The sequence below is a fragment of the Arthrobacter sp. YAF16 genome, from assembly GCF_052113385.1.
Classification (GTDB): domain Bacteria; phylum Actinomycetota; class Actinomycetes; order Actinomycetales; family Micrococcaceae; genus Arthrobacter.
Genome location: NZ_JBFRDC010000003.1, coordinates 111,184 through 133,833, shown reverse-complemented (window position 1 = coordinate 133,833; position 22,650 = coordinate 111,184). Strand labels below are relative to the sequence as shown.

Annotated in this window: 19 protein-coding genes, 1 tRNA gene and 1 pseudogene; 5 read left to right on the top strand and 16 right to left on the bottom strand. The window is 67.1% G+C overall.

All coding sequences use genetic code 11. The features are described 5' to 3' along the window. Nucleotides 1-6 precede the first annotated feature (6 nt). From AB4Y91_RS09825 to AB4Y91_RS09795, 7 genes are all read right to left on the bottom strand, one after another. Entirely contained in the window at nucleotides 7-1,356 is a 1,350-nt protein-coding gene (locus AB4Y91_RS09825; RefSeq protein ID WP_441418291.1) for an MFS transporter, read from the bottom strand. Between the two features lie 237 nt (nucleotides 1,357-1,593). Further along, nucleotides 1,594-2,322 carry a FadR/GntR family transcriptional regulator gene (locus AB4Y91_RS09820; RefSeq protein WP_441418290.1) on the bottom strand — a complete coding sequence of 243 codons (729 nt, stop codon included), beginning with the start codon at nucleotides 2,320-2,322 and terminating at the stop codon, nucleotides 1,594-1,596. A 179-nt stretch (nucleotides 2,323-2,501) separates the two neighbouring features. After that, the gene (gene sucD, locus AB4Y91_RS09815) at nucleotides 2,502-3,404 is read right to left on the bottom strand and encodes a succinate--CoA ligase subunit alpha (RefSeq protein ID WP_441418289.1); all 903 of its coding nucleotides are present in this window, start codon (nucleotides 3,402-3,404) and stop codon (nucleotides 2,502-2,504) included. 12 nt (nucleotides 3,405-3,416) lie between these two features. Beyond that, nucleotides 3,417-4,586, bottom strand: coding sequence for an ADP-forming succinate--CoA ligase subunit beta (gene sucC, locus AB4Y91_RS09810; protein WP_175322051.1), 1,170 nt, complete (start codon nucleotides 4,584-4,586; stop codon nucleotides 3,417-3,419). A 225-nt stretch (nucleotides 4,587-4,811) separates the two neighbouring features. Then, entirely contained in the window at nucleotides 4,812-5,519 is a 708-nt protein-coding gene (locus AB4Y91_RS09805; RefSeq protein WP_441418288.1) for a hypothetical protein, read from the bottom strand. A 55-nt stretch (nucleotides 5,520-5,574) separates the two neighbouring features. After that, the gene (gene pcrA / locus AB4Y91_RS09800; protein WP_441418287.1) at nucleotides 5,575-8,097 is read right to left on the bottom strand and encodes a DNA helicase PcrA; all 2,523 of its coding nucleotides are present in this window, start codon (nucleotides 8,095-8,097) and stop codon (nucleotides 5,575-5,577) included. A gap of 351 nt (nucleotides 8,098-8,448) precedes the next feature. Further along, entirely contained in the window at nucleotides 8,449-9,321 is an 873-nt protein-coding gene (locus AB4Y91_RS09795) for an inositol monophosphatase family protein (protein ID WP_441418286.1), read from the bottom strand. A 108-nt stretch (nucleotides 9,322-9,429) separates the two neighbouring features. Here AB4Y91_RS09795 and AB4Y91_RS09790 point away from each other — a divergent pair, with 108 nt between their 5' ends. Then, a complete protein-coding gene (locus tag AB4Y91_RS09790) occupies nucleotides 9,430-10,083 on the top strand; it encodes a hypothetical protein (protein WP_441418285.1) in 654 nt (217 codons plus the stop codon). A gap of 258 nt (nucleotides 10,084-10,341) precedes the next feature. Here AB4Y91_RS09790 and AB4Y91_RS09785 read toward each other — a convergent pair whose 3' ends face one another. Next, nucleotides 10,342-11,415 carry a hypothetical protein gene (locus AB4Y91_RS09785; RefSeq protein ID WP_441418284.1) on the bottom strand — a complete coding sequence of 358 codons (1,074 nt, stop codon included), beginning with the start codon at nucleotides 11,413-11,415 and terminating at the stop codon, nucleotides 10,342-10,344. Between the two features lie 200 nt (nucleotides 11,416-11,615). On the opposite strand from AB4Y91_RS09785, the gene AB4Y91_RS09780 reads away from it, so the two are divergent. Then, nucleotides 11,616-11,765, top strand: coding sequence for a hypothetical protein (locus AB4Y91_RS09780; RefSeq protein WP_175322046.1), 150 nt, complete (start codon nucleotides 11,616-11,618; stop codon nucleotides 11,763-11,765). Nucleotides 11,766-11,932: 167 nt separating this feature from the next. On the opposite strand, the gene AB4Y91_RS09775 is transcribed toward AB4Y91_RS09780, so the two are convergent. The 6 genes from AB4Y91_RS09775 to AB4Y91_RS09750 all read right to left on the bottom strand — a co-directional run bounded on the left by AB4Y91_RS09775 (nucleotide 11,933) and on the right by AB4Y91_RS09750 (nucleotide 17,987). Continuing rightward, a complete protein-coding gene (locus tag AB4Y91_RS09775) occupies nucleotides 11,933-13,468 on the bottom strand; it encodes a putative bifunctional diguanylate cyclase/phosphodiesterase (protein ID WP_441418283.1) in 1,536 nt (511 codons plus the stop codon). Next, nucleotides 13,458-13,991, bottom strand: a complete 534-nt coding sequence (locus AB4Y91_RS09770) for a DUF7793 family protein (RefSeq protein WP_441418282.1) — start codon at nucleotides 13,989-13,991, stop codon at nucleotides 13,458-13,460. Before AB4Y91_RS09770 ends, AB4Y91_RS09775 begins: the two co-directional genes overlap by 11 nt. A 289-nt stretch (nucleotides 13,992-14,280) precedes the next feature. Continuing rightward, nucleotides 14,281-14,694 carry a hypothetical protein gene (locus tag AB4Y91_RS09765; protein ID WP_441418281.1) on the bottom strand — a complete coding sequence of 138 codons (414 nt, stop codon included), beginning with the start codon at nucleotides 14,692-14,694 and terminating at the stop codon, nucleotides 14,281-14,283. A 40-nt stretch (nucleotides 14,695-14,734) separates the two neighbouring features. Next, nucleotides 14,735-16,270 carry a PGAP1-like alpha/beta domain-containing protein gene (locus AB4Y91_RS09760; RefSeq protein WP_441418280.1) on the bottom strand — a complete coding sequence of 512 codons (1,536 nt, stop codon included), beginning with the start codon at nucleotides 16,268-16,270 and terminating at the stop codon, nucleotides 14,735-14,737. After that, nucleotides 16,267-17,151 (bottom strand): hypothetical protein, encoded by an 885-nt coding sequence (locus AB4Y91_RS09755; protein ID WP_441418279.1) that lies wholly within the window; start codon nucleotides 17,149-17,151, stop codon nucleotides 16,267-16,269. The genes AB4Y91_RS09760 and AB4Y91_RS09755 overlap by 4 nt, the downstream gene beginning before the upstream one ends. A 41-nt stretch (nucleotides 17,152-17,192) precedes the next feature. Continuing rightward, nucleotides 17,193-17,987 (bottom strand): hypothetical protein, encoded by a 795-nt coding sequence (locus AB4Y91_RS09750; protein ID WP_441418278.1) that lies wholly within the window; start codon nucleotides 17,985-17,987, stop codon nucleotides 17,193-17,195. An 85-nt stretch (nucleotides 17,988-18,072) separates the two neighbouring features. On the opposite strand from AB4Y91_RS09750, the gene AB4Y91_RS09745 reads away from it, so the two are divergent. The 3 genes and pseudogenes from AB4Y91_RS09745 (at nucleotide 18,073) to AB4Y91_RS09735 (ending at nucleotide 19,070) form a co-directional block, all read left to right on the top strand. Beyond that, a tRNA-Arg gene (locus AB4Y91_RS09745) sits at nucleotides 18,073-18,145 on the top strand. Between the two features lies 1 nt (nucleotide 18,146). Beyond that, nucleotides 18,147-18,620 (top strand): annotated as a pseudogene (locus AB4Y91_RS09740) (DUF6314 family protein); the annotation flags it as partial. A gap of 18 nt (nucleotides 18,621-18,638) precedes the next feature. Then, nucleotides 18,639-19,070 (top strand): NUDIX hydrolase, encoded by a 432-nt coding sequence (locus AB4Y91_RS09735; RefSeq protein WP_441418396.1) that lies wholly within the window; start codon nucleotides 18,639-18,641, stop codon nucleotides 19,068-19,070. Here the strand turns inward: AB4Y91_RS09735 and AB4Y91_RS09730 are convergent. Together AB4Y91_RS09730 and AB4Y91_RS09725 are read right to left on the bottom strand one after the other, a co-directional pair. Continuing rightward, nucleotides 19,067-20,980 carry an ABC transporter ATP-binding protein gene (locus AB4Y91_RS09730; RefSeq protein ID WP_441418277.1) on the bottom strand — a complete coding sequence of 638 codons (1,914 nt, stop codon included), beginning with the start codon at nucleotides 20,978-20,980 and terminating at the stop codon, nucleotides 19,067-19,069. The genes AB4Y91_RS09735 and AB4Y91_RS09730 overlap by 4 nt on opposite strands. Beyond that, entirely contained in the window at nucleotides 20,977-22,647 is a 1,671-nt protein-coding gene (locus tag AB4Y91_RS09725; protein WP_441418276.1) for an ABC-F family ATP-binding cassette domain-containing protein, read from the bottom strand. The genes AB4Y91_RS09730 and AB4Y91_RS09725 overlap by 4 nt, the downstream gene beginning before the upstream one ends. Nucleotides 22,648-22,650 lie beyond the last annotated feature (3 nt).

Here is a 22,650-nt window from a genome sequence, read left to right as displayed (position 1 = left end):
TGGTTCCTAATGGCTGTCTGCGGCGGGGGCGGTCGCCCGGGGGGCGGAGACACCTTCCGGACGCTTGCGGGCGTAGAGATAAGTGGCGACGGCGGTGATCGCGAGGCAGGCTGCCAGGAAGGTCAGGCCGCTCTGGCTGTTGCCCGTGGCGTCCTTGAGGATGCCGACGATGTACGGGGCGACGAAGCCGCCCAGGTTGCCGAGCGAGTTCACCATGGCGAGGCCGGCCGCTGCTGCGGCACCGGTCAGCGCCGCGGACGGCATAGCCAGGAAGGGGGCGATCGCCGAGTAGATGCCCATCGCTGCGAGGGTCAGGAAGACCATGGCGAGGACCGCGTTGACCGGGAGCAGGTAGCCGGCGCCGAGCAGGCCGACGGCGGCAATCACCATGCTGACGCTGGCGTGCCAGACCCGGTTGCCGGTGCGGTCCGAGCGCTTGCTCCAGAAGTAGACGAACACCGCGGCGATGGCGTACGGGATGAAGACGATGAAGCCCACCTGGACGGTGTCGAACTTGCCCAGCGCCTTCACGATGGTCGGCATCCAGAGGCCCAGGCCGTAGATGCCACAGACCAGGCCGAAGTACAGGGCCGAGTAGGCCAGGGTGCGGGGGTCCTTGAGGCCAGCGAGGAAGTTGTGGTTGCCGGACTTCTGCTTGTCGGCCAGTTCCTTGCTCATGGTGGTGGCGAGCCAGTCGCGCTCTTCGGGCTTGAGCCACTTGGCGTGCTCCGGGCGGTCGGTCATGACGAAGGGCGTGATGAGGCCCAGCACGATCGCCGGGATGCCTTCAATGATGTACAGCCACTGCCAGCCGTGCAGCCCGGCAACGCCTTCCAGGCCCAGAAGCATGCCGGACACCGGCGCGCCGAGGGCGTTGGAGATCGGCTGGGCCAGGATGAAGATGCCCAGGACGGTCACGCGCTGCGCGGCGGGGAACCAGAGGGTCAGGTAGAACAGGATGGCCGGGAAGAATCCGGCTTCGGCCGCACCCAGCAGGAAGCGGATGATGTAGAAGGTGGTCTCGCCGTTGACCAGGAACATGGCGGTGGCGAAGATGCCCCAGCTGATCAGGATGCGGGCGATCCACTTGCGGGCGCCGTAGCGGTACATGCCGCCGTTGCTGGGGATTTCCAGCAGGGCGTAGCCGAGGAAGAAGATGCCGGCGCCGAGGCCGTAGGCGGCTTCGGTGAGGCCGATGTCGCCCTGCATGCCAAGTTTGGCGAAGCCGACGTTGTTGCGGTCCAGATAGGCAACGAAGTACAGCAGGACAATCAGCGGCATGAGCCGCCGGCGGACCTTGCGGAGGGTGGTCTGGCCCAGTTCACTCAGGGCCGGAGCTGCAGTCAGGGAGGTCATCGCGGGCCTCCACCGGTGATCAGGGTGCCCTGGGAAGGGACGTGCGCGCGCATGAAGACTCCTTTGGCTGGCGGCGATCGTTTGTCGAAAGTAGATATCAGATGTCTGATATCTGTATGAGATTCTAATCACACGAAAGGACAGCGTCAACAGGATTGGTAAAACAGCCGGGCGGGATCGAAACCGGCGCAGCGCCCGCGCGGGTCAGCTCGCGGCGCGGGGCAGCGCCCGCGCGGGTCAGCTGGCGGCGGCGCCGCGGCTGGAGACCGCGAGGTAGCGTTCGTAGTCCTCGAAGGTCTGGGTGATGTGGGCGTCCATCGCGGAGCGCGCGGCGCCGGGCTCGCCGGCGGCAATGGCGGCCAGTACCAGTTTGTGGTGGTGGATCGCGTGCCGCTGCACATCCGGGAACGCGGAAGTCTCCCGCCGCATGGCGTAGAGCAGCGTCGAAAGCTGGCCGAGCAGGGCGGGCACGAACGGGTTGCCGGAGGCCCGCAGCACGGTGTCGTGGAAGGAGATATCCGCCAGGGTCAGCGCGTCGACGTCGCCCGAGTGGTGCGCGGCCTCCATCAGTTCGACGCTTTCCGTCATGGCGGCGAGGTCGGCCTGGCTGTGGCGTGAGGCCGCGAGTTCGGCGGCGCCGGTCTCGACCATCCGGCGGACCTCAAGCAGGCGCAGTGCCACCTGGTCCGAAGCCACCCCCCTTGACGCTGCCCGCATGATCGCGTCCAGGCCGGTCCAGCGTTCGGGCGGATTCACGAAGGTGCCCAGGCCCCGCTTCACGTAGACAACGTCCTGCGCCTTGAGGACCTTCATCGCTTCGCGGGCGGTCAGGCGGCTGACCCCTGACTCCTTGGCTATGTCGGCTTCCGGCGGGAGGGCGTCGTCGGCCTTGATCTGGCCGCTGAGGATGTACTCGAGGACTTTGTCCACGACGACGTCGACCAGCGTCCGTCGCGTTTCTGCCATCGTGATCCCCTGCCTGCGCGCACCCAAGCGCGCACTTTGCCTTTCCTAAACACTACTAGACGGACGGCGGCGGTCCTCGCCGCCGTCGTGCCTCAACGAAGAAACGCGGGGTCACTTCGCGCCCATCCCACCGAGTGGAATGGGCCGCAAGTGACCCCGCGTTGCCTTGGTGCTGGTGCCTAGAGTGCCGCGTAAACTTCGCGCAGCAGCTTGGCGGTCTCGGACGGCGTCTTGCCGACCTTGACGCCGGCAGCCTCGAGGGCTTCCTTCTTGGCCTGGGCGGTGCCCGCGGAGCCGGAGACGATGGCGCCGGCGTGGCCCATGGTCTTGCCTTCCGGGGCGGTGAAGCCGGCCACGTAGCCGACGACCGGCTTGGTGACGTGGGCCTTGATGTAGTCGGCTGCACGCTCTTCGGCGTCGCCGCCGATTTCGCCGATCATGACGATCGCCTTGGTCTCCGGGTCAGCTTCGAAAGCTTCGAGGGCGTCGATGTGGGTGGTGCCGATGACCGGGTCGCCGCCGATGCCGATGGCGGTGGAGAAGCCCAGGTCACGCAGTTCGTACATCATCTGGTAGGTCAGGGTGCCCGACTTGGAGACCAGGCCGATGGGGCCCTTGCCCGTGATGTTGGCCGGGGTGATGCCGACCAGGGCCTCGCCCGGGGTGATGATGCCGGGGCAGTTCGGTCCGATGATTCGGGTGACCTGCTTGCCGTCGGCGTCGACCTTGGACTGGGCCAGCGCCCAGAATTCGGCGGAGTCCTGGACCGGCACGCCTTCGGTGATGACGACGACCAGGCCGATGCCGGCCTCGATGGCTTCGACGACAGCGTCCTTGGTGAACGCCGGCGGCACGAAGACGATGGAGACGTCGGCGCCGGTCTCGGCCATGGCTTCCTTGACGGTGCCGAAGACGGTGATCTCGTTATCGCCGTGCAGGACCGTGGTGCCGGCCTTGCGGGCGTTGACGCCGCCGACAATCTTGGTGCCGGCCTTGAGCATCAGGGCGGTGTGCTTGGTGCCTTCGCCGCCGGTGATGCCCTGGACGATGACCTTGGAGTCCTTGTTCAGATAAATAGACATAGTCGTGTCCCTTTACTTAGCTGCGTTGGCGAGCTCGGCAGCCTTGTCGGCGCCCTCGTCCATGGTGGCGGCCAGGGTAACCAGCGGGTGGTTGGCCTCGGCCAGGATGCGGCGGCCTTCCTCGACGTTGTTGCCGTCGAGGCGGACGACCAGCGGCTTGTTCGCGGAGTGGCCCAGCTCGGCCAGTGCGCCGACGATGCCCTTGGCGACAGCGTCACAGGCGGTGATGCCGCCGAAGACGTTGACGAAGACGGACTTGACCTGCTCGTCACCCAGGATGACGTCGAGGCCCGCAGCCATGACCTCGGCGGAAGCTCCACCGCCAATGTCCAGGAAGTTGGCGGGCTTGACATTGCCGTGGTTCTCGCCGGCGTAGGCGACAACGTCGAGCGTGGACATGACCAGGCCGGCACCGTTACCGATGATGCCCACCTCGCCGTCGAGCTTGACGTAGTTGAGGTCCTGCGCCTTGGCCTTGGCCTCGAGCGGGTCCGCAGCGTCCTTGTCTTCAAGGGCGGAGTGCTTCGGGTGGCGGAAGTCGGCGTTCTCGTCGAGGGTGACCTTGCCGTCCAGGGCAACGATGTCGCCGGCGCCGGTCTTGACCAGCGGGTTGACCTCTACGAGGGTGGCGTCTTCCTTCTTGAACACGTCCCAGAGCTTGAGGATCACGGCGGCGACCTTGCCGCGCAGTTCCTCGGCGAAGCCCGCGGCGGCGACGATCTCGTCGGCCTTGGCCTGGTCGATGCCGACGGCCGGGTCGATCGCGATCTTGGCCAGGGCTTCCGGGCGCTCGACGGCGAGCTGCTCGATTTCCATGCCGCCTTCAACCGAGCACATGGCCAGGTAGTTGCGGTTGGCCCGGTCCAGCAGGACGGAGAAGTAGTATTCCTCGGCGATGTCGGCACCCTGGGCAATCATCACCTTGTTGACGGTGTGGCCCTTGATGTCCATCCCGAGGATGTTGGTGGCGTGCTCGAGTGCCTCATCGGCAGTCTTGGCGACCTTAACGCCGCCGGCCTTGCCGCGGCCACCGACCTTAACCTGTGCCTTGACGACAGTTACGCCGCCGATCTTCTCGGCAGCTGCCTTTGCTTCTTCAGGGGTGTGCGCCACGATGCCAGCAAGCACGGGTACACCGTGCGCCTCGAACATATCGCGCGCCTGATATTCAAACAGGTCCACGGTTTAGTGTCCTTCTACGTCGAAGTAGTTTCTGTACAGCCGGACCCCACGTACTCGCGGTTACCGGGCTGCGGAATAAACGCACCCTGCGACAAGCTTGGAAACGAGCCACACGGCGCAATGCTCCTCTTTCGAACTCTAGTCCTTCGTTTGGACCAGCCCGACCCAGACTACCTGTTATGTGAGTAAGGACACTATTCTATTGAGCGTAGAAAAACCGCTAGATTACGGGGTTTTTGGGGCCTCCGACGGCGCCGCGGAGGCCGCCTTGGGGGCCGGCAAGATCAGCTCGTAACGGTCGCGCGCAACGAAGAAGGCGACGCCGGCGGAGACGTTTCCGCAGGCTACACCGCCGTTGTAGGCGGAGCAGCGGAGGCCGTTGCGCTCGACGTTCTTCCCATCCTCGAGGACGGGAAGCTGCGAGATCGGACCGTTGCGGGTGCCTTTGGGGCCGAATTCGGTTTCCTGCTGTGTGACGCCGGAGCGGCACTCCCCGTAAACCGCCTCGGCCGGGGTCAGCAGGGCCGTGCCGCCCAGGTAGCCGAGTCCGGTGCCGGCGCAGTCGTCGCGGATGTCCTTGGCGGACGGCTTCGGGTAGGCGCCGAGCTCACAGTGGGCCACCGGCACGGTCGCGAACTTGCCGTTCCCGCTGCCGCCGAAGCCGTTCTGTTCATAGGGCAGGTTGACGTGCTCGCCCCGGGCCGAGGTCAGTGAACAAACGATGTTGCGGTCCGCGGTGACGAAGCTCAGGGAGTCCTGGCCGGCTCCCAATGTCGCCGGGTCCGTCAGGGGTGCCTGCTTGAGCTGCTCCAGGGCGGGCAGCGGGGCCGGCGGGACGTAGTCCGGGTCCTTTTGCGTGACGGTGCACGCCGTGGCCGCCAGTGCCAGGAAGGCGGCCAGGATCCCCAAAGATGTCCGTCGCATGCGCTCCATTATGCCTGTCGGCGCGCGGTTACCGGTGGATCCGCGGGGCGGCTGAGAGCCCCGGTCACGCGTCGATCTTGGTGAGCGGGGCGTACCGCAGCAGGAGCCGCTTCTCGCCGACGCCGAACTTCACCTTCGCGACGGTCTTGTCCCCCGCGCCCTCGACGGCCAGTACGGTGCCGTTGCCGAAGCTGGTGTGGTTGACCTTGTCCCCCACGCTGACGGCGACGATCTCTTTCTGCGGCTGCACCCGGTTCTTGGCGATGGCCGCGGGGACGTCCGCGTTGAAGCCTGCCGCGGAGTCCGCGCCGGCGCCCCGGGCGGTGCCGGCGCCCCAGAAGGACCCGCCGTAGCGGCTGGAACCGATCGATCCGCCGCTCCCCCAGCTGCTGGCCTGGCGGGTGGAGCCTTCCCGCTTCCACTCAACCAGCTCGGCCGGGATTTCCTCGATGAACTGGCTGGCGGGGTTGTACTGGCTCTGTCCCCACATGCTGCGGACCTCGGAGCGGGTCAGGTAGAGCCGTTTCCGGGCCCGGGTCAGTCCCACGTAGGCGAGCCGGCGTTCCTCGGCCAGTTCCTTGGGGTCGGTGGCGGAGCGCTGGTGCGGGAACAGTCCGTGTTCCATGCCGGTCAGGAACACCACCGGGAACTCAAGGCCCTTGGCGGTGTGCAAGGTCATCAGGGTGACGACGCCGAGCCGCTTGGCTTCGGCGACCGCAGCGTCAATATCCGCCCCGGGGGCGTCCGGGATCTGGTCGGCGTCGGCCACGAGGGAGACCTGCTCCAGGAAGGCGCCGAGGGACCCTTCCGGGTTGTCGCGCTCGTATTCGCGGACGACGGCGACGAGCTCGGCGAGGTTCTCCACCCGGGATTCGTCCTGCGGGTCGGTGCTGGAGCGAAGGGTGGCGAGGTAGCCGGTCTGCTCAAGGACGGCTTCCAGGGCAGCGGCGGCACCGGAGCCGGAGGCCACTTCGGCCAGGTCGTCGAGGAGCTTCACGAAGCCCAGCACGGCGTTCACGGAGCGGGTGGCCATGCCCGGTGCTTCCTCGGCGCGGCGGGCGGCGGCCATGAAGGAGGTCCGGTCGCGCTGCGCCAGCGATGCCACGGCGCCCTCGGCCCGGTCGCCGATGCCGCGCTTGGGCTCGTTGAGGATGCGGCGCAGGTTGACGTCGTCGTCGGGGTTTACCAGAACGCGCAGGTAGGCGAGGGCGTCCTTGATTTCCTTTCGCTCGTAGAAGCGGGTGCCGCCGACCACCTTGTAGGGCAGCCCAACGCGCACCAGGACGTCTTCGATGGACCGGGACTGGGCGTTGGTGCGGTAGAAGATCGCGACGTCGCCGGGGCGGAGGTTGCCCTCGTCCTGCAGCCGGTCGATTTCCTTGGCGATGAACTGGGCCTCGTCGTGCTCGTTCTCGCCCACGTAGCCGACGATCTTTTCGCCGTCGCCCTCGGCCGTCCAGAGCCGTTTCTCCGGCCGGTTGGGGTTCCGGGAGATGACCGAGTTGGCGGCGCTGAGGATGGTCTGGGTGGAGCGGTAGTTCTGTTCGAGCTTGATAGTCCGGGCGTCCGGGTAGTCCTTCTCGAACTCCACGATGTTGCGGATGTCCGCGCCGCGGAAGGCGTAGATGGACTGGTCCGAGTCGCCGACGACCGTGAGTTCGGCCGCGCCGGGGCCCTCGCCGACGATCTCGCGCACCAGGGCGTACTGGGCGTGGTTGGTGTCCTGGTACTCGTCCACGAGCACGTGCCGGAAGCGGCGCCGGTAAGAGTCGGCGAGCGCCGGGAAGGCCCGGAACATGTAGACGGTTTCGGCGATCAGGTCATCGAAGTCCATCGCGTTGGCCTGGCGCAGGCGCTGCGTGTAGCCCTTGAAGACTTCGGCGACGGCCTGTTCGAAGGGGTCGCTGTAGCTCGCGCTGGAGGCGTAGCTGTCCGCGTCGATCAGCTCGTTCTTGAGCGCGGAGATCTTGTGCTGGATGGCCTTGGGCGCGAAGCGCTTGGGATCCAGGTCCAGGTTCTTGGCCACGAGCGTAATCAGGCGGAGCGAATCTGCGGAGTCGTAGATGGAGAAGTTGGAGTTCAGGCCGACGTTGGCCGCTTCGCGCCGCAGGATCCGGACGCAGGAGGAGTGGAAGGTGGAGATCCACATGGTCTTGGCCCGGCCGCCGACCAGGAGCTCGATCCGCTCGCGCATCTCCGCGGCTGCCTTGTTGGTGAAGGTGATGGCCAGGATCTCCCCGTGGTGCGCCCGCCGGGTGGCGATCAGGTAGGCGATGCGGTTGCTGAGCACACGGGTCTTGCCGGAACCTGCGCCGGCGACGATCAGCAGCGCGCTCCCCGCGTGTTTGACTGCTTCCTCCTGCTGCGGGTTCAGTCCCTGCAGCAGCTCTTCCGCGTTCGGCAGCTGGGGGCGGTCCGAGTCCTCACCGTTACCAGCGCCGCTTCCGCCGTGGGCCCCGAAAGCGGGTGACCTCAGGTCCGGCATTCCGGTTCCGGTCCCCGGGTTTCCGGACGCTTTGGCCGGCGCGGCCGGATGCGAGGCAGCTTGGAAGGGTCCGTCGGCGTAGGGGTCAAACAACATATCCATGGTGTTAACAAGTCTAGGCGGTGCCACTGACGGCACCGTCCGCGGCTCCTCCTGCGCCGGGCATGCCCCTCGCCTGCGCCCAGTAATGGACATATGCCCATTGTGTCCCTGCGTGAAGCTGAGGAATGAGCATGCCCCTCCGCCGCCGCCGTCCGGAATGAGCGTGTCGCTCTCCTACCGACGTCACGGTCCACGTCGCCTGGTCCGCCGCGGGACATGCCCCTCGCCTGCGCCCAGCAGCGGACATATGCCCATTGTGTCCCTGCGTGAAGCTGAGGAATGAGCATGCCCATCGTGTGATAGCAGGACCAGGCAAGTCCCTTCCGGCCGATCGTGCGCCGTGCGCGGGTGCTACCCCACGGAGCCTGACTCGAGCGCCGCGCGGAGCTGCCGCACCGCCGTCGTACCTCCGGCCACGAACCACTCAAGTCCGTTGACGCGCACGACGTCGGTGGCGCCGCCGGCGGCGAGCACGATCGCCTGGCCCGGCAGCCAGTCCCACTCCGGGGAGCTGTGCTGGAACCAGCAGTCCAGCTCGCCGTCGGCGACCCGGCCGAGATCGCATGAGCCCGAGCCGAACATCCGCAGCGCCGCCGCGGACGTTGCCGCGGCGTGCCACGGCATGGCGCACATCGGGTCGGCCAGCCAGGTGGGATGGATGTAGGTGGCGGCGCCAAGCTCGGCGAGCGGCGTCTCCACGCGGCCCATGCCACCTGCGTCGCGGGGCCGAAAACTCGTCAGCGCCTCACCGTTGAGGGTTGCCTTCCGGGCGGTGCCGCCGAGCCAGAGCTTGTCTTCCTCCGGCTGGAAGATGGCGCCGAGCAGTGGGCCGGAGGAATCCTTGAGCGCGATCGCGGAGCACCAGTAGCTTGAGCCGTGCAGGAAGTTGTAGGTTCCGTCGACCGGGTCGATCACCCAGGTCCGGCCGCTGCTGCCCCGCTCGGAGGCACCTTCTTCGCCGAGGACGCCGTCGTCGGGCCGGCAGCGCTGCAGCTGTTCGAGCACGTAGGCTTCCGCGGCGTGGTCCGCGGCGGTCACGACGTCGGAGACGGACGTTTTCCGTTGCCCCTCCAGTCCTGCCTGCCGCATCAGCAGCGCCAGATTGCCGGCCTCCCGCACCAAGGCCTCGGCGAGCTGGTAGTCGTCCAGTTCGGGGCTGAGTTCCGCGGTGCTGTGCCGACCGAGCCGGTGCCTGACAAGTTCGTTGCTGCCTGATTCGCTCACGCGTTCAGCCTATCGGGCGCCCGGAGGTGCTGAACAGGCAGACCGGGTTGACGGTAGCCCTGCCTGGGACCCGCCGGTGTGGCGCCGGCGAGGGGCGATAATGGAGCCATGGCCAAGACACCCGCCCAGCGGATCAAGAAGCACGGCGCGAGCGCGGCCGTTCCCCAGCACCATCTGCCCGCGGTGATCAATCCCAGCACCACCCGGACCCCACAGAAGGCCCAGAGCAATAGCAGCCTGATCCTGATTGCGGGCGTCGTTGCGAGCCTGTTCCTGTTCTGGTACGTCCACCTGCTGACCCTGAACCAGCTCACCCAGCTCAGCGGCGGCCTCCCGATGCCCGACTCGCTGCTCGGCGGCTTTGACCGGGGCTTTGTGGAGCAGCTGCGCTCTGCCATGGACGGGGACGCCCGCGGACAGCTCAACTATGTGCACAAGACGGCAGGGACACTGTTTCCGCTGATCTTCGGATTCACCTGGTTGCTGCTGATCGGCACGAACGTGGCCCGGAAACCGCTCCGTTGGGCGCTGTGGGCAGTGCCGCTGCTGTTCGCGGGTGTGCGGCTGTGGGGAAACGCGGCCATTGACGCCATGATGGCCGCTGACACGCTCGACGGCGGCCAAGTCGCCTTGGCGTCGGGGCTCACCGTGGCTGGCTGGGCCCTGCTGGTGCTGAGCCTTGTGGTCGGCGCCGCGGCAGTGTTCCTGGGCCGCAAAACCCCTGCCGCGCGGGCTCGCGCTTCGGGTTCCGCCCAGGCCTAGCAGTTCGGGATCCTTGGCCGGGTATCCACGGCCTTCCCGCTCCGGGGCCCCCGATGGACATGCCCGCTCTTGGTCGCGGCCGGTGAGCATATCCGCCATATTTCCAACGCTCAGAGTGGGCGATGGACATGCTCATCACACGTTGAAGACCAGGAGCAGCGGAACCGGTGGACGTGCCCATTTCTAGCGTTGGCCGATGAGCATATTCTCTATGTGTCCACTGCACGACGCCAGCGAGGGGCATATCCAGAAGCGGGCTTAGCTGCGGTCGAAACCCGTGACTCGGACCAACCATTTCCATAACGAGTCGCGGCCCAATTCGGATTTGAGGAAGTCCCGTGCCTGCTGGGCACGGTGTGGTGCTCCCGCGCTTTCGAAGTGTACAACCGCCTCGGCCAGAGGCTGCCGAGCCGCATCCTTGTCACGCATTGCAATATATGCCCTGCCTAACAGCAGGCATGCGTCGCCGAGAATCTGAGGTGTGACGCTTCTCGAGGTTGCACGGATCTCTTCCAGGATGGCCACCGCAGACTCTGCATCGCCAGCGAGATAACTCCAATGTGCGCGATTGCGCCGCAAAAGGAGAAGATCGTTTTCGCTGCCGCCGATGACATCTGTGGCTAATTCGGCGCGCTCGATGCATCGAAGCGTGTCCCCGTCCGCAATGTTTGCTGCGAGGCGCATGGCGGCGGACGCCTTGTTGAATTTCGCCCAGACGTCCAAGTTTTTGGTAGGTGAAAACGTCGCGGCCGCGAGCTCGTGGTACCGCAGACCGTCTTCGACTCTGTCACACAGAAAAGCCACGTTTCCGATGACCCAATAAGCCTTGCCAGCAAGCTGATCATCAACGTCGTCAGAGATGACGCCAGAAAGAGCCTTGCTCTCATCCCAAGCCTCAGCCAGCTTTCCGCCGTCTGCCAATGCAGCGATCAGTGCCTGCCTTGCTTTTACGTTGATTTCTATGTCCGACTCCGCGGGTGTGAGATTCGCAGCAGCTCGAGCAGATTCCGCGGCTCGCTCCAGCAGACCGGCACCCTGGCGTGCCTTCGCGAGCAAAATATGAGTGCGGGCCTGGTCGCGGGGAATTGGTGGCTCCGTCAGGTCCGATATGAGGCTGGCCGCCAAAGCCGCGCAGTCCTCAAAACGTTGGGCATCCAGAAGATTTTCGGCTTGGAGGAAAGTCATGTTCCACCACGAAGTGGGGTCCCCGTCACGCAAAGCGATCTCGGCCGCCCGCTGCGCACTGCCAGCAGCCTCGGCGAAGGCATGGTTGCTGCGCTGCTCATGTGCTTGGAGCTCAGCGGCTGCGTACAGCGGTGAAACAGAGTGCATGAATCAATTATCAGTGGCTGCGCAGGAGAATGGGTATACGGCGCGCGAGCCGCCTCTCGCCGAGAACGCAAGAGTAGCGCACGAATAACACAGCGTTCAGACAAATCGAGTAAATCGTTACAATTCGGCGTGTCTATAGCGCTTATACTAATCCTGCATCACATGAGTCACATCAGCCTCTCACGTACCAGGAGTCCTAAATGAAGAAAACCCTCGCAACACTCCTCGTGGCCGGCGCTTTGGCAGCAGCAGGTCTTTCGGCCTCGGCAGCTGTCTCGGCCACCGGTGACAACGCCGGACAGACCGTAGTGGCTGTGGACTACTGGCCGAACTCCACCCCGAAGAACTAACGGAGTCAGCAACCGCAAAGGGCGGGAGTCGGATTCACCTCCAACTTCCGCCCTTTGTCATGCCAGTCAACAAGCCAGCCGTCCAGCCGCCGTCGTCCGCCACTCCGGCACGCCCGCGCCACTCCGGCACGCCCGCGCCACTCCGGCACGCCCGCGCCACTGCGTGGCTACTGCGAAACCGAGCTGTCCTGGCTGATGAGCGCCTCAACGGCCTCGGCGGGCGCCGGGCGCCCGAAGTAGTAGCCCTGGCCGCTGGCGCAACCCAGCCGGACCAGCTCGTCGGCCTGTTCGGCGGTCTCAATCCCCTCAGCCACGGCCTTGAGCCCGCACGCATGGATCAGATGCAGCACAGCTTCGACAAAGCCGCCCTGTTCCGCATCCGTCCCGAGCCCGTCGATCAGGCTCTTGTCGATCTTGACCACATTCACGGGCAGCTTGCGCAGGTAGCTGATGGAAGAGTAGCCGGTGCCGAAGTCGTCGATTTCGAGCTGTACCCCCAGCTGCCGCAACCCGCTCAGGGAGTACTTGTCCACGTCGCCGCCGGTCACGGCCATGGACTCGGTCAGTTCGATGATGAGGTTCGCGGCATCCACACCTGTCTCGCGGAGGATGTCCTGGACGTGTTCGATGAGCTCGAGGTTCTGCAGCTCGGTGGTGGAGATGTTGACCCGGACGGAGAACGCGCTGTCCAGCGCCAGCCGGTCCTGCCAGTCCCGGAGTTGCCGGACCGCGTTGCGCAGCACCCAGTGCCCCAGCTCCACGATCATCCCAGTCTCCTCCGCCAGCGGAATGAACTGGTCCGGCATCAGGAGCCCGCGCTCCGGGTGGTTCCAGCGGACCAGCGCCTCGACGCCCTCGATCCGCCCGGTGGCGAGCTCCACCACCGGCTGGTAATGCAGCGTCAGCTGATCCTCGAGGATCGCCTCGCGCATCTCCGTGACCATCAGGCTCTGCAGCCTGCGGGCGTACAACAGCGCCGGTTCGAAGACCTTGATCCCGCTGTGCGGCTGCGCCTTCGCGGCGTACATGGCTGTGTCGGCTTCCATCACCAGGTCATCGGCGGACTGGCCCGGTTCGGCGACGCGGACGCCAATGCTGGTGCCGCACGTGACCCGCAGGTCGCCGATCTCCAGGCTCTCACTGAGCGCCTTCAGGATCCGGTTGGCTACCCGCCGGGCCCGCACGAGGTTGGATTTAGGCAGCATGACGGCGAATTCGTCCCCGCCCAGCCTCGCCACGGTATCGGTGACCCGGACCGCGTCCTGGAGACGCCGGGCAATCACGCGCAGGACATCGTCCCCCGCGCTGTGTCCTAGCGTGTCATTGATGCCCTTGAAGGAATCAAGGTCAAGAATCAGCAGGGCAGGCGGCATCTCCCCGCGGGACGTCTCCGCCAGCGCGTGGCTGAGCACCGAGTTCAGCGCCGTCCGGTTGGCCAGCTGGGTCAACGGATCGGTCAGCGCCATCCGCTCGAGCTCAACCTGGGCCTGGCGCAACATGGCGGTCCGGCTCTCGACCCGCTCCTCGAGCTCCTGGTAAATGGTCTGCAGGTCATCGGCCATCAGGTTGATGCCCGCGATGACGGCGGCGACGTCGTCGCGCGCACCGGAATGAGGAATCCGGGTACTTAGGTCTCCGCTCGCAATCCGGACAATGCCCTCCACGAGCGCATGGAGCCGGGGGTCTGGAACATCACTTTTCACTCGTATAAGGCCTTAACCACTTGAGGGCTTCTATCCGCGAAAGGAAGAACTCCGCCGGGATCGTTTCGGTTCTTGAGCGCAGCAGGTAATGCGCAATGACACGGTCCACGGGGCTCTCGCCCACCAGCGCGAACGCCGACGCCGCGATGGAACCGGCGTAGACCTGGCGCGCTTCCACGCTGACGCCCACGACGCCGGAGATGACCAGCAGCACCGGAACCCTCTCGCCGCCGGCGAGCATCCGGACTGTTTCACCGGCCACCCGCGCTTCCGGACCCTCGATCTCCTGGTTCGGCGGGAGCGCGACTTCAATGATGCCGCCCTCGAGCAGCCGGACGCCGATGACGGGCTCCGCGGAGGCTTCCGTCGCGGGAATGACCGGCTCGGCCAGCCCCAAGTCCGCCAGGCCGAGCTCTGTCCGGGACCCGGACGAGGACGGCGTCCCGGCGTCGGGTGCGTCAATGACTGCCGGCGGTTCCTCGGGGATTTGCCCGTCCGGAGCAATCGGGGCTTCGACTGTCATCGGATGGCAATCCGACGGACAGAGGCCAGCCGCGAAGGGGCACTGGTGGGGTCGCCGAAAGAAGTCGCTGCCAGGCGCGGCGCAACCAGCTGATCAGACATGTGCCCCCACAGACTACAAAGTCGGCAATTCGGCGTGCGCTGGACCCGTTCTCCCGCACGAGGCACCGGAACATTCCGGCGAATGCCCTCATGATAGTGCAAGTAGCCGTATATATGAGACATAAGACACCCCCGCGACACAGAATCGCCGAAAGCCCCACAGTTGCGCGGGCGCGGCAATTCCATAATTACCGGGCGAAGTATTCGCGAATACTCGACAGCGAGCTTGAGCCGCTGTATCCGAGATCGGCGGGGCCGGCATGGACGGCGTCGTCGGGCGAAAAAATGCTAACCCCGAGGGTGCCGCCTTTCACGTCCTTGAGGCTGTCCAGCAGGGCCGGCATGGCCCGCCCCAACGTCTGGGTGAGCGCTGCCTTGTCCGCACTTTCACCGACCAGTTTCACCGTGATGAATTTGCCGGAGGTGTTGACGTTGGCGTCGGCCTGGACGGCGGTCACGCCCGGGACGGACTTTCCGGCTTTCTGCAGGGCGGCCTCCAGCTGATCCGGCTCGGAGGGTCCGCCCAGGCCGCAGGCCGCCAGTGTTGCCGCGAGAATGCCCACGATCAGTGCTCCTGCAATGGGGTGGAATAGCTTCTTCATCGATAACTTCCGCTATGGTTCGGCGTCGGGCTGCTCACGCTCATTGCTTGCGCGAGATGCTCGAAACGGTGGAGCTGACCTGGCCGGGGTCCGTGGTCAGGAACTGCTGGGTCGACTCCCTTTGAGCGTAGTCGGCGATCGGTCCCTGGTGCTCAAGGCTGCCGGTGGACTTCACGTACTCGCCGCCGTCGTGGTAGCCGATCCCGGCAACGCCGGGCGCCACGGCGGGGTTGGGCAGTGTGACCTTGACCGCGCCGTTGTCCTGGCTGGCCGAAACACTTCCGTCCTGTCCCACCGTGAGGTCCCCGAGGTCGACTTTGGGGACTGGATCACCCGCGTGCTGCAATGCAAGAACGTCAATGCGGGCCGGTATCGGCGCAGAGTCCACCGGGGAGCCAAATGTCACGACGTTCGTCACATTGAACCGGTTGGTGAACGAATTGTCCGACGCCAGGGCGGCGGCAATCATGCCGCCCTGCGAATGGCCGGACAGCATCACGGGCGCCGCGTCCGGGATACCTGCGTTTTCCATGGCCAGGCGGACCGCCTGGGACGCCGTGGACAAGTTGCCGCCGGCCAGCTCCAGGTTGCCCGTCAGGTCGGTGGCGTTGGCAGCGCCGTCGGGGTACCAACGGGTGGTTCCGGGGATGCTCACGATGCAGGCGTCCGGTTCCCCGGGCTTGTGGATCGTGGTGATGCGGACGGCAGCGTCGGGTGTCGCAGGTTTGCCTTCGTCACCGTAGGCGGCATTGGTGGTCTGCAGGATCGCACTGATGGTCGAGGGCACCGGGGTGTTGAATCGGCCGTCCTTGTCCGTCCCGGCAGGTTCTCCGACCGGAACCGGGAGCGGCTCGCCAGCCACCGGCCGACCATCGTCGAGCAGATGCGGGTTGTAGGTACCCACGCTCAGCGCGGTGGCGGCCAGGGAGAGGACTCCGGCCCTGAGCAGGACGCCGTTCGATGCGAGTTCGGTGAGCGAAGGGGGCTCGCCGGTGCTCAGCCACCGCATTCCCATGTCTCCATAGTGGCCGACTTGGTCCAGCACGTTGGACTGGGCATCCATCAGGTTCCTGACCGGCAGGGGCGCGCCGTCCTGGAGCCAGTTCCAGCCGAAGTCGCTCGCGGCTCCCACCGTGCTGAGGACCTTGCCGCCCTGGTTCCAGAGATCCCCTGCCGTGTCGGCAACGCCGCCCGCCAGCCGGTCGAGTCCCAGTCGGTGGAAAAGGGAGCCGCCGCCGGCACCGCCCGCATCGCCGGACCCGCCGCCGGCCCCGGCACCGGAAGGGCCGCCGGAAAGGCCGCCGGCCCCGGCGCCGTGGTTGCTGGCTTCGAGCTGCTCTTCGACGTTGCGCCGCACTGCGCCCGACGCCGCCTTGAGCGCGTTTCCCGCCCCCGTCAGCCGCTGCCGGTGCCCGGCCCATTCATCCTTGAACCGCTGGCCGTCTTGGCCGGCCCAGGGGGCGGCGGCAATGGCGGGGGTCAGGCTGGCGCTCAGCGCCAGCAGCCGCTCGCCGGCCCGGTCCAGTTCTTCGCTGAGCCGGCGTCCGGACTCCACATCCATTCCGTGCAGGCTCACCGTTGCGCCGCCTGACCCGCGGAACCTGCGAGGAACTCGCGCGCTCCGAGCAGCCGCCAGAACAGTTCCCTGGCCACATCCCCCGGCGGAACATCCACCATCACGAGGGAACGGCCGCCGTCGTCGCCGCTGGTCCGCACCGAATAGAGCTTTTCCGACAGGTGCCAGAGATCCGCGGCGCGGAAGGCAGGCGCGGTCCCGGGCGGAGCCGCCACCACGTCCAGGTGCACGGTGCAGCGCGGGGCCAGGACTGCGTCCTTCACGTCCTGCTGCAGCTCGGCGCTGCCAACGGCCTGAAGCTGCTGCGGGCTGACCGGCGTGCGGGCGCCGTCCAGGCCGCGGTCGCTGTCCAGGCCGCGGGCGCTGCCTGGGCCGGCCTGGAGCTCCGTGAAGCCCGGAAGAATCCGTCGCACGGCGGACCAGGCGTGCCGCTCCTCGAACAGGGCCACCTCGACGACGTCCTGGATCCCGGTCACGGCCGTGCCCGCGTCCGTGGTCCGGATCCGCCGCCGGTAGGAGACGGCGATTCCGTGCCCGCCAGCCAGGCCCAGGTGGGTGTGCGCGGAGTGCTCCCCGGTTCGGGCCACGACAGTGACCCGGATCGGGGCACTGACGGCAATCAGCACCGCCAGCAGCCATTGCTCCGGCATCGTGCCGTCCGGGCCGACAATGCCTGCCTCGCGAAGTTCCGCGTCGAGTCGCCGAGTGTCCGCCGGCTCCAGCGAGCCCAGCGCCAGGGCGGTTGAGGACTGCTGGTAGGCGGCAAAGTCGATCTCCGGTTCGGCGGCAAGTGCCCTCAGCGCCCTGTCAACGGCGACCGCCCAGGCCAGCCCGCTGATCTCAAAAATGTTGAGATCAGGATCCCCAATACTTTGCAGCACGATTCCCCCAAATAGTTCAGACCGTGCGCTCACCCTACTGGCTAGGCGCGACCGGCGGGATGGGGAGAACTCCCCTGCACGCGCGCACGCTTCCGCACAACGAGCTCCTGCCGGACGCGCTGCGCGACGACCAGTCCCAGTGCCGCCGTGCCAATCGTGATGGGATACCCCATCAGCCGTTCCAGCGTGCCGGGTTCGGGAACCCGCATCCCGGTCGCTCCGCCGGCGATGAGCGCGGCCAGGGCGACCGCGCCGCAGGCAAGGATGAACCAGCCCAGCGGTGTCTGTTTGCGCCAGAGCCAGCCGACCAGCAGGAGGGCCAGACCTCCCGCGGCGAAGTACATGAGCGCTCCGGCCACGTGCCAGCCGGAGCCGGCGTCTTCCGGCACCAGTCCCACGATCACGGTTCCGGCGCCCGCGGTGATGCTGAGCGAACGGGCGCCAAACGCCGCGGCCGACGGCGACCGCCGGCCCGGGGCCACGGCGAGCCTGGTTCCGGCCCGGGCGGCAACACCGATCACGGCCGAGCTGAGCAGCAGCGCCCCGACCATCATGCCGATCCCCTGCACCACGAACGAGGCATTCATCAGCAGGTGCGCCGGCGAGCAGACGTCGCGGCCGGAGAATTCGCCGCAGCCAAGGGCGCCGAGATCGCTGATGTAGCCGGTGCGCCGGCTGTACGGCTCCCGGCCCGCCCAGGCGCCGATCACCGCCGCTTCGGCGACGAAATACTGCAGCACGCTCAATTTCGCGAGCGCGCCGAGATAAAACCGGGCGGAGGCCACGTCGGGGATGTAGATGAGCTCCCGGGAAACCGTCGGGGCAGAGGCTGTCATGCCAAGAGCGTAGTACGCGCCCCCACCTTGTATGCTTGTATCCGTGTCCCGACGGGCCGGCCGAAGGCCGCCCGCCTGTTCGCCCGCCCTCGTAGCTCAGTGGATAGAGCACGGCTCTCCTAAAGCCGGTGTCGTTGGTTCGATTCCAATCGAGGGCACTTGGACTCCCAGACGCCGGGCGCCGGCCCGGAACCTGACCAGCCCGCTGAGCCGCGCTTTGAACTGCGCGCCTACCTGCTGGGCAACTGGAGCGTGGACCGCACCATGCTGGACCGGGCCACCGGCAGCCGCGGCACCTTTAACGGCGTCGTCCGTTTCACTGAAACCGACGACGGCGGCCTCCGCTTCCGCGAAGAAGGCACCGTGCAGTGGAACCCGGCCGGCGGTGCGCCGTTTACCGGCCCGGCAAGCCGCGAGTATCTGCTCAAGCCCTCGGCAACACCAGCGACGATGGACATGTTCTTCCCCGACGGCCGCCCTTTTCACCGCATCGGCTTCGGCGGGCAGGACAACCGGGACCAGCATTGGTGCGATCCCGACACGTACCGGGTCGGGTACACCAAGCTCGGTCCGGATGACTTCCGCTACCGCTGGGATGTCACGGGTCCGGCCAAGGATCTGCTGCTCGAATCCGTGCTGCACCGAGCGGCCGTGAATCCCCGCATCGTGGTGTCCGCCGTCTGCGTCTTTGACGACGCCGGACGCCTCCTCACCGTCCGCAAGCGCGGCACTGACAAGTTCATGCATCCGGGCGGCAAACCCGAAGCCGGTGAATCCGCGGCACAGGCGGCGTCCCGGGAACTCGAGGAGGAAGTCGGCATCATTGTGGCGCCCGAGGACCTCGAACCCTTCGGACGTTGGCTGGCCGAGGCCGCCAACGAGGCCGCCACGCAGATCGAGGCCACGGTGTTCACCGCGCCCACGTTAGTTAATGCAGCAGGCAGCTGGACCGCGCACCCGTCGGCGGAGATCGCCGAAATCCGCTGGCTGGACCTGGCCGCCGGGCTGCCGGACGACCTGGCTCCGCTGCTTACGGACCATGTTCTGCCGGCCCTAGCCGCGAAGGCGGCCCGGAAAAGCTAGAGTTCCGGCACCGCCTCAGCGGCCACCGCGGTGGCCTCGGCGAACTGGGTCCGGTAGAGCTCTGCATAGCGCCCCTCGGCGGCGAGCAGTTCGTTGTGCGTCCCGCGTTCCACGATCGTGCCGTCCTCGACCACCAGGATGGCATCCGCGGCGCGGATCGTGGAAAGCCGGTGCGCGATCACCACGGCGGTGCGGCCTTCGAGCGCCGCGCCAAGCGCTTCCTGCACCGCGGCCTCGTTCGTCGAGTCCAGCGCGGCCGTGGCCTCGTCCAGGATCACGACCCGCGGCTGGGCGATGAGCAGGCGGGCGATGGTGAGCCGCTGCCGTTCGCCTCCCGAGAGTCGGTAGCCGCGCTCCCCCACCACGGTGTCCAGCCCGTCCGGCAGCGAGCGGATCATGTCCTCAAGCCGGGCCTGGCGCAGCACGTCCCACATCAGCTCTTCGCTGGCGCCCGGGCGGGCCAGGCGCAGGTTGGAGGCGATGCTCTCGTGGAAGAGGTGCCCGTCCTGCGTGACCATGCCCAGGGTTTCGCGCATCGAATCGAAGGTGAGGTCGCGGACGTCCACGCCGGCGCCGGACCCCGCACCGCCGAAGCGGACGGCGCCCGAATCGACGTCGTAGAGCCGTGAGAGCAACTGCGCGATGGTGGACTTGCCGGCGCCCGAGGAACCCACCAGCGCCACGGTCTGGCCCGGTTCCACCCGGAAGCTGATCCCGTGCAGCACTTCCTCGCCGCCGCGGGTGTCCAGCGTGGAGACGTCCTCGAGCGAGGCCAGCGAGACCTTGTCCGCCGAGGGGTAGGAGAAGCGGACGTCGTCGAACTCCACCGAGAGCGGGCCGCGCGGCGATTCCACCGCGTCCGGCTTCTGCTGGATGAGCGGCTTGAGGTCCAGGATCTCGAAGACCCGCTCGAAGCTGACCAGGGCGCTCATGATTTCCACCCGGGCGTTGGACAGCGCGGTGAGCGGCGCGTACAGGCGGGTGAGCAGCAGTGCCAGCACGACGACGTCGCCCGCGGCGAGCTGCCCGCCAAGGGCCAGCCAGCCGCCCAGGCCGTAGACCAGCGCGAGGGCAAGGGCCGAAACCAGGGTCAGGGCCGTGACGAAGGTGAACTGGAGCATGGCGGTGCGGACGCCGATGTCCCGCACCCGGCCGGCGCGAAGCGCGAATTCGTGGGATTCCTCGTCGGGCCTGCCGAAGAGCTTCACCAGGGTGGCGCCGGGGGCGGAGAAGCGTTCCGTCATCTGCGTGCCCATGGCGGCGTTGTGCTCGGCCGCCTCGCGGCGCAGCTCGGCCAGCTTGGAGCCCATCCGGCGGGCCGGGATGAGGAAGATTGGCAGCAGGATCATGGCCAGCACGGTAACGAGCCAGGACTTGTTCAGCATCACCACGAGGGTGAGGGCCAGCGCCACCACGTTGCTGACAACACCGGAGAGCGTGCCGGCGAAGGCCGACTGCGCGCCGATCACGTCGTTGTTGAGCCGGCTGACCAGCGCCCCGGTGCGGGTCCGGGTGAAGAACGCGATCGGCATCTTCTGCACGTGGTCGAAGACCTTGGTGCGCAGGTCCACGATCACGCCTTCACCGATGGTCGAGGACAGCCAGCGCGTCACCAGCCCGATCCCGGCCTCGGCGACCGCCACGATCGCGATCAGCACGGCCAGCCAGATCACGGTGCCGGCGTCCGCCTTCGCGATGATCGCGTCCACCACCTGGCCGGCGAGCACCGGCGTGGCGACCGCGAGGACCGCCATCACGATGGACAGCAGCACGAAGGCGATCAGCCGGCCCCGATGCGGCCGGGCAAAGCCGAACACGCGCTTGAGCAGTTCCTTGGAGAACGGCTTGGAGCCGCTCGAGGCGCGGGTGATGTTGTAAAGGGAGCTCCAGGCAACCCGGTCCATGCTCATCGGTTGGTACCTTTCGGGGCGCTCGCGCCCAGCAGTTCGGTGACGACGCCGTCGACGACGTTCCAGCGCACGTCAAGGCGCACGTTTTCCAGCAGTCGGCGGTCGTGTGTGACGAGCAGCAGGGCACCGTCGTAGCTGTCGAGGGCTTCCTCCAGCTGCTCGATCGCGGGAAGATCCAGGTGGTTGGTCGGCTCGTCGAGGACCAGCAGGTTCACTCCGCGGGCCTGCAGGAGCGCCAGCGCGGCCCGGGTCCGTTCGCCCGGTGAGAGCGAGTCAACGGGCCGGGCAGTGTGGTCGGCCTTGAGCCCGAACTTGGCCAGCAGGGTGCGCACCTCCGCCGGGGTCTGGTCCGTCAGCACGGCTTCAACGGCGTCGGCAAGCTTGAGGTGCCCCGCCAGCAGCCCGCGGGCCTGGTCGATTTCCCCGACCGCCACCGAGGCGCCCATGGAGGCGTCGCCGGCGTCGGGCCGCTGCACGCCGAGCAGCAGGCGCAGCAGGGTGGACTTGCCCGCCCCGTTAGGCCCGGTGATGCCGATCCGCTCGCCGGCGTTGAGCTGCAGGTTCACCGGCCCCAGGGTGAAGTCCCCCTGGTGTATGACGGCGTCCCGCAGGGTCGCGACGACGGCGCTGGAGCGCGGCGCCGCCCCGATGCTGAACTGCAGCTGCCATTCCTTGCGCGGTTCCTCGACTTCCTCGAGCCGGGCGATCCGTGATTCCATCTGGCGGACCTTCTGCCCCTGCTTTTCCGAGGACTCGGTGTTCGCTGCCCGGCGGATCTTGTCATTGTCCGGGCTCTTCTTCATCGCGTTGCGGACGCCCTGGGAGCTCCATTCACGCTGCGTGCGGGCGCGGGAGACCAGGTCTGCCTTGGTGGAGGCGAACTCTTCATAGCGTTCCCGGGCGTGCCGGCGGGCCACGGCGCGCTCCTCCAGGTAGGCCTCGTAGCCGCCGTCGTAAACCGCGACGGAGTTCTGCGCCAGGTCCAATTCCACGATCGTGGTCACGCAGCGGGCCAGGAACTCCCGGTCGTGCGAGACCAGGACGACGCCGCCGCGCAGTCCCTGGACGAAGGCCTCCAGCTTGGCCAGGCCGCCCAGGTCGAGGTCGTTGGTGGGCTCATCGAGGAGCACGATGTCGAAGCGGCTCAACAGGAGGGCCGCGAGCGCCACCCGGGCGGCCTGCCCGCCGGAGAGCCCGGTCATCGCGGCGTCGGGTCCCACCTCGAGGCCCAGGTCCGCCAGTACCGGCGGAATCCGCTCTTCCAGGTCCGCGGCGCCGGACGCCATCCAGCGGTCGAACGCCACCGAGTACGCGTCCTCGGAACCCGGGGCGCCGGTTCCCAGCGCCTCCGCGGTGGACTCCATGTCCGCCGTCGCCTGGCCGCAACCGGTGCGCCGGGCGATGTAGCCGGCCACGGTTTCGCCGTCGATCCGTTCATGCTCCTGCGGCAGCCACCCGACGAACGCGTCGGCCGGGGCAAGGCTCACCGTTCCCTCCTGCGGCTGGTCGACGCCGGCGAGCAGCCGCAGCAGCGTGGACTTGCCGGCACCGTTGGCGCCCACGACGCCGACGACGTCGCCCGGCGCGACGGTGAGGGAGAGTTTGGAGAAGAGAGTCCGGTGGTCGTGACCACCGGAAAGGTCCTTGGCAACAAGGGTTGCAGTCATTAG

Coding starts and splice junctions, on each gene's coding strand:
- AB4Y91_RS09785 (WP_441418284.1), bottom strand. CDS start 11,415: ATGCACTCTGTTTCACCGCTGTACGCAGCCGCTGAGCTCCAAGCACAT.
- AB4Y91_RS09750 (WP_441418278.1), bottom strand. CDS start 17,987: ATGACAGCCTCTGCCCCGACGGTTTCCCGGGAGCTCATCTACATCCCC.
- pcrA (WP_441418287.1), bottom strand. CDS start 8,097: ATGGATATGTTGTTTGACCCCTACGCCGACGGACCCTTCCAAGCTGCC.
- AB4Y91_RS09730 (WP_441418277.1), bottom strand. CDS start 20,980: ATGAGCATGGACCGGGTTGCCTGGAGCTCCCTTTACAACATCACCCGC.
- AB4Y91_RS09805 (WP_441418288.1), bottom strand. CDS start 5,519: ATGGAGCGCATGCGACGGACATCTTTGGGGATCCTGGCCGCCTTCCTG.
- sucD (WP_441418289.1), bottom strand. CDS start 3,404: ATGTCTATTTATCTGAACAAGGACTCCAAGGTCATCGTCCAGGGCATC.
- AB4Y91_RS09820 (WP_441418290.1), bottom strand. CDS start 2,322: ATGGCAGAAACGCGACGGACGCTGGTCGACGTCGTCGTGGACAAAGTC.
- AB4Y91_RS09770 (WP_441418282.1), bottom strand. CDS start 13,991: ATGACAGTCGAAGCCCCGATTGCTCCGGACGGGCAAATCCCCGAGGAA.
- AB4Y91_RS09780 (WP_175322046.1), top strand. CDS start 11,616: ATGAAGAAAACCCTCGCAACACTCCTCGTGGCCGGCGCTTTGGCAGCA.
- AB4Y91_RS09825 (WP_441418291.1), bottom strand. CDS start 1,356: ATGACCTCCCTGACTGCAGCTCCGGCCCTGAGTGAACTGGGCCAGACC.
- AB4Y91_RS09765 (WP_441418281.1), bottom strand. CDS start 14,694: ATGAAGAAGCTATTCCACCCCATTGCAGGAGCACTGATCGTGGGCATT.
- AB4Y91_RS09790 (WP_441418285.1), top strand. CDS start 9,430: ATGGCCAAGACACCCGCCCAGCGGATCAAGAAGCACGGCGCGAGCGCG.
- AB4Y91_RS09725 (WP_441418276.1), bottom strand. CDS start 22,647: ATGACTGCAACCCTTGTTGCCAAGGACCTTTCCGGTGGTCACGACCAC.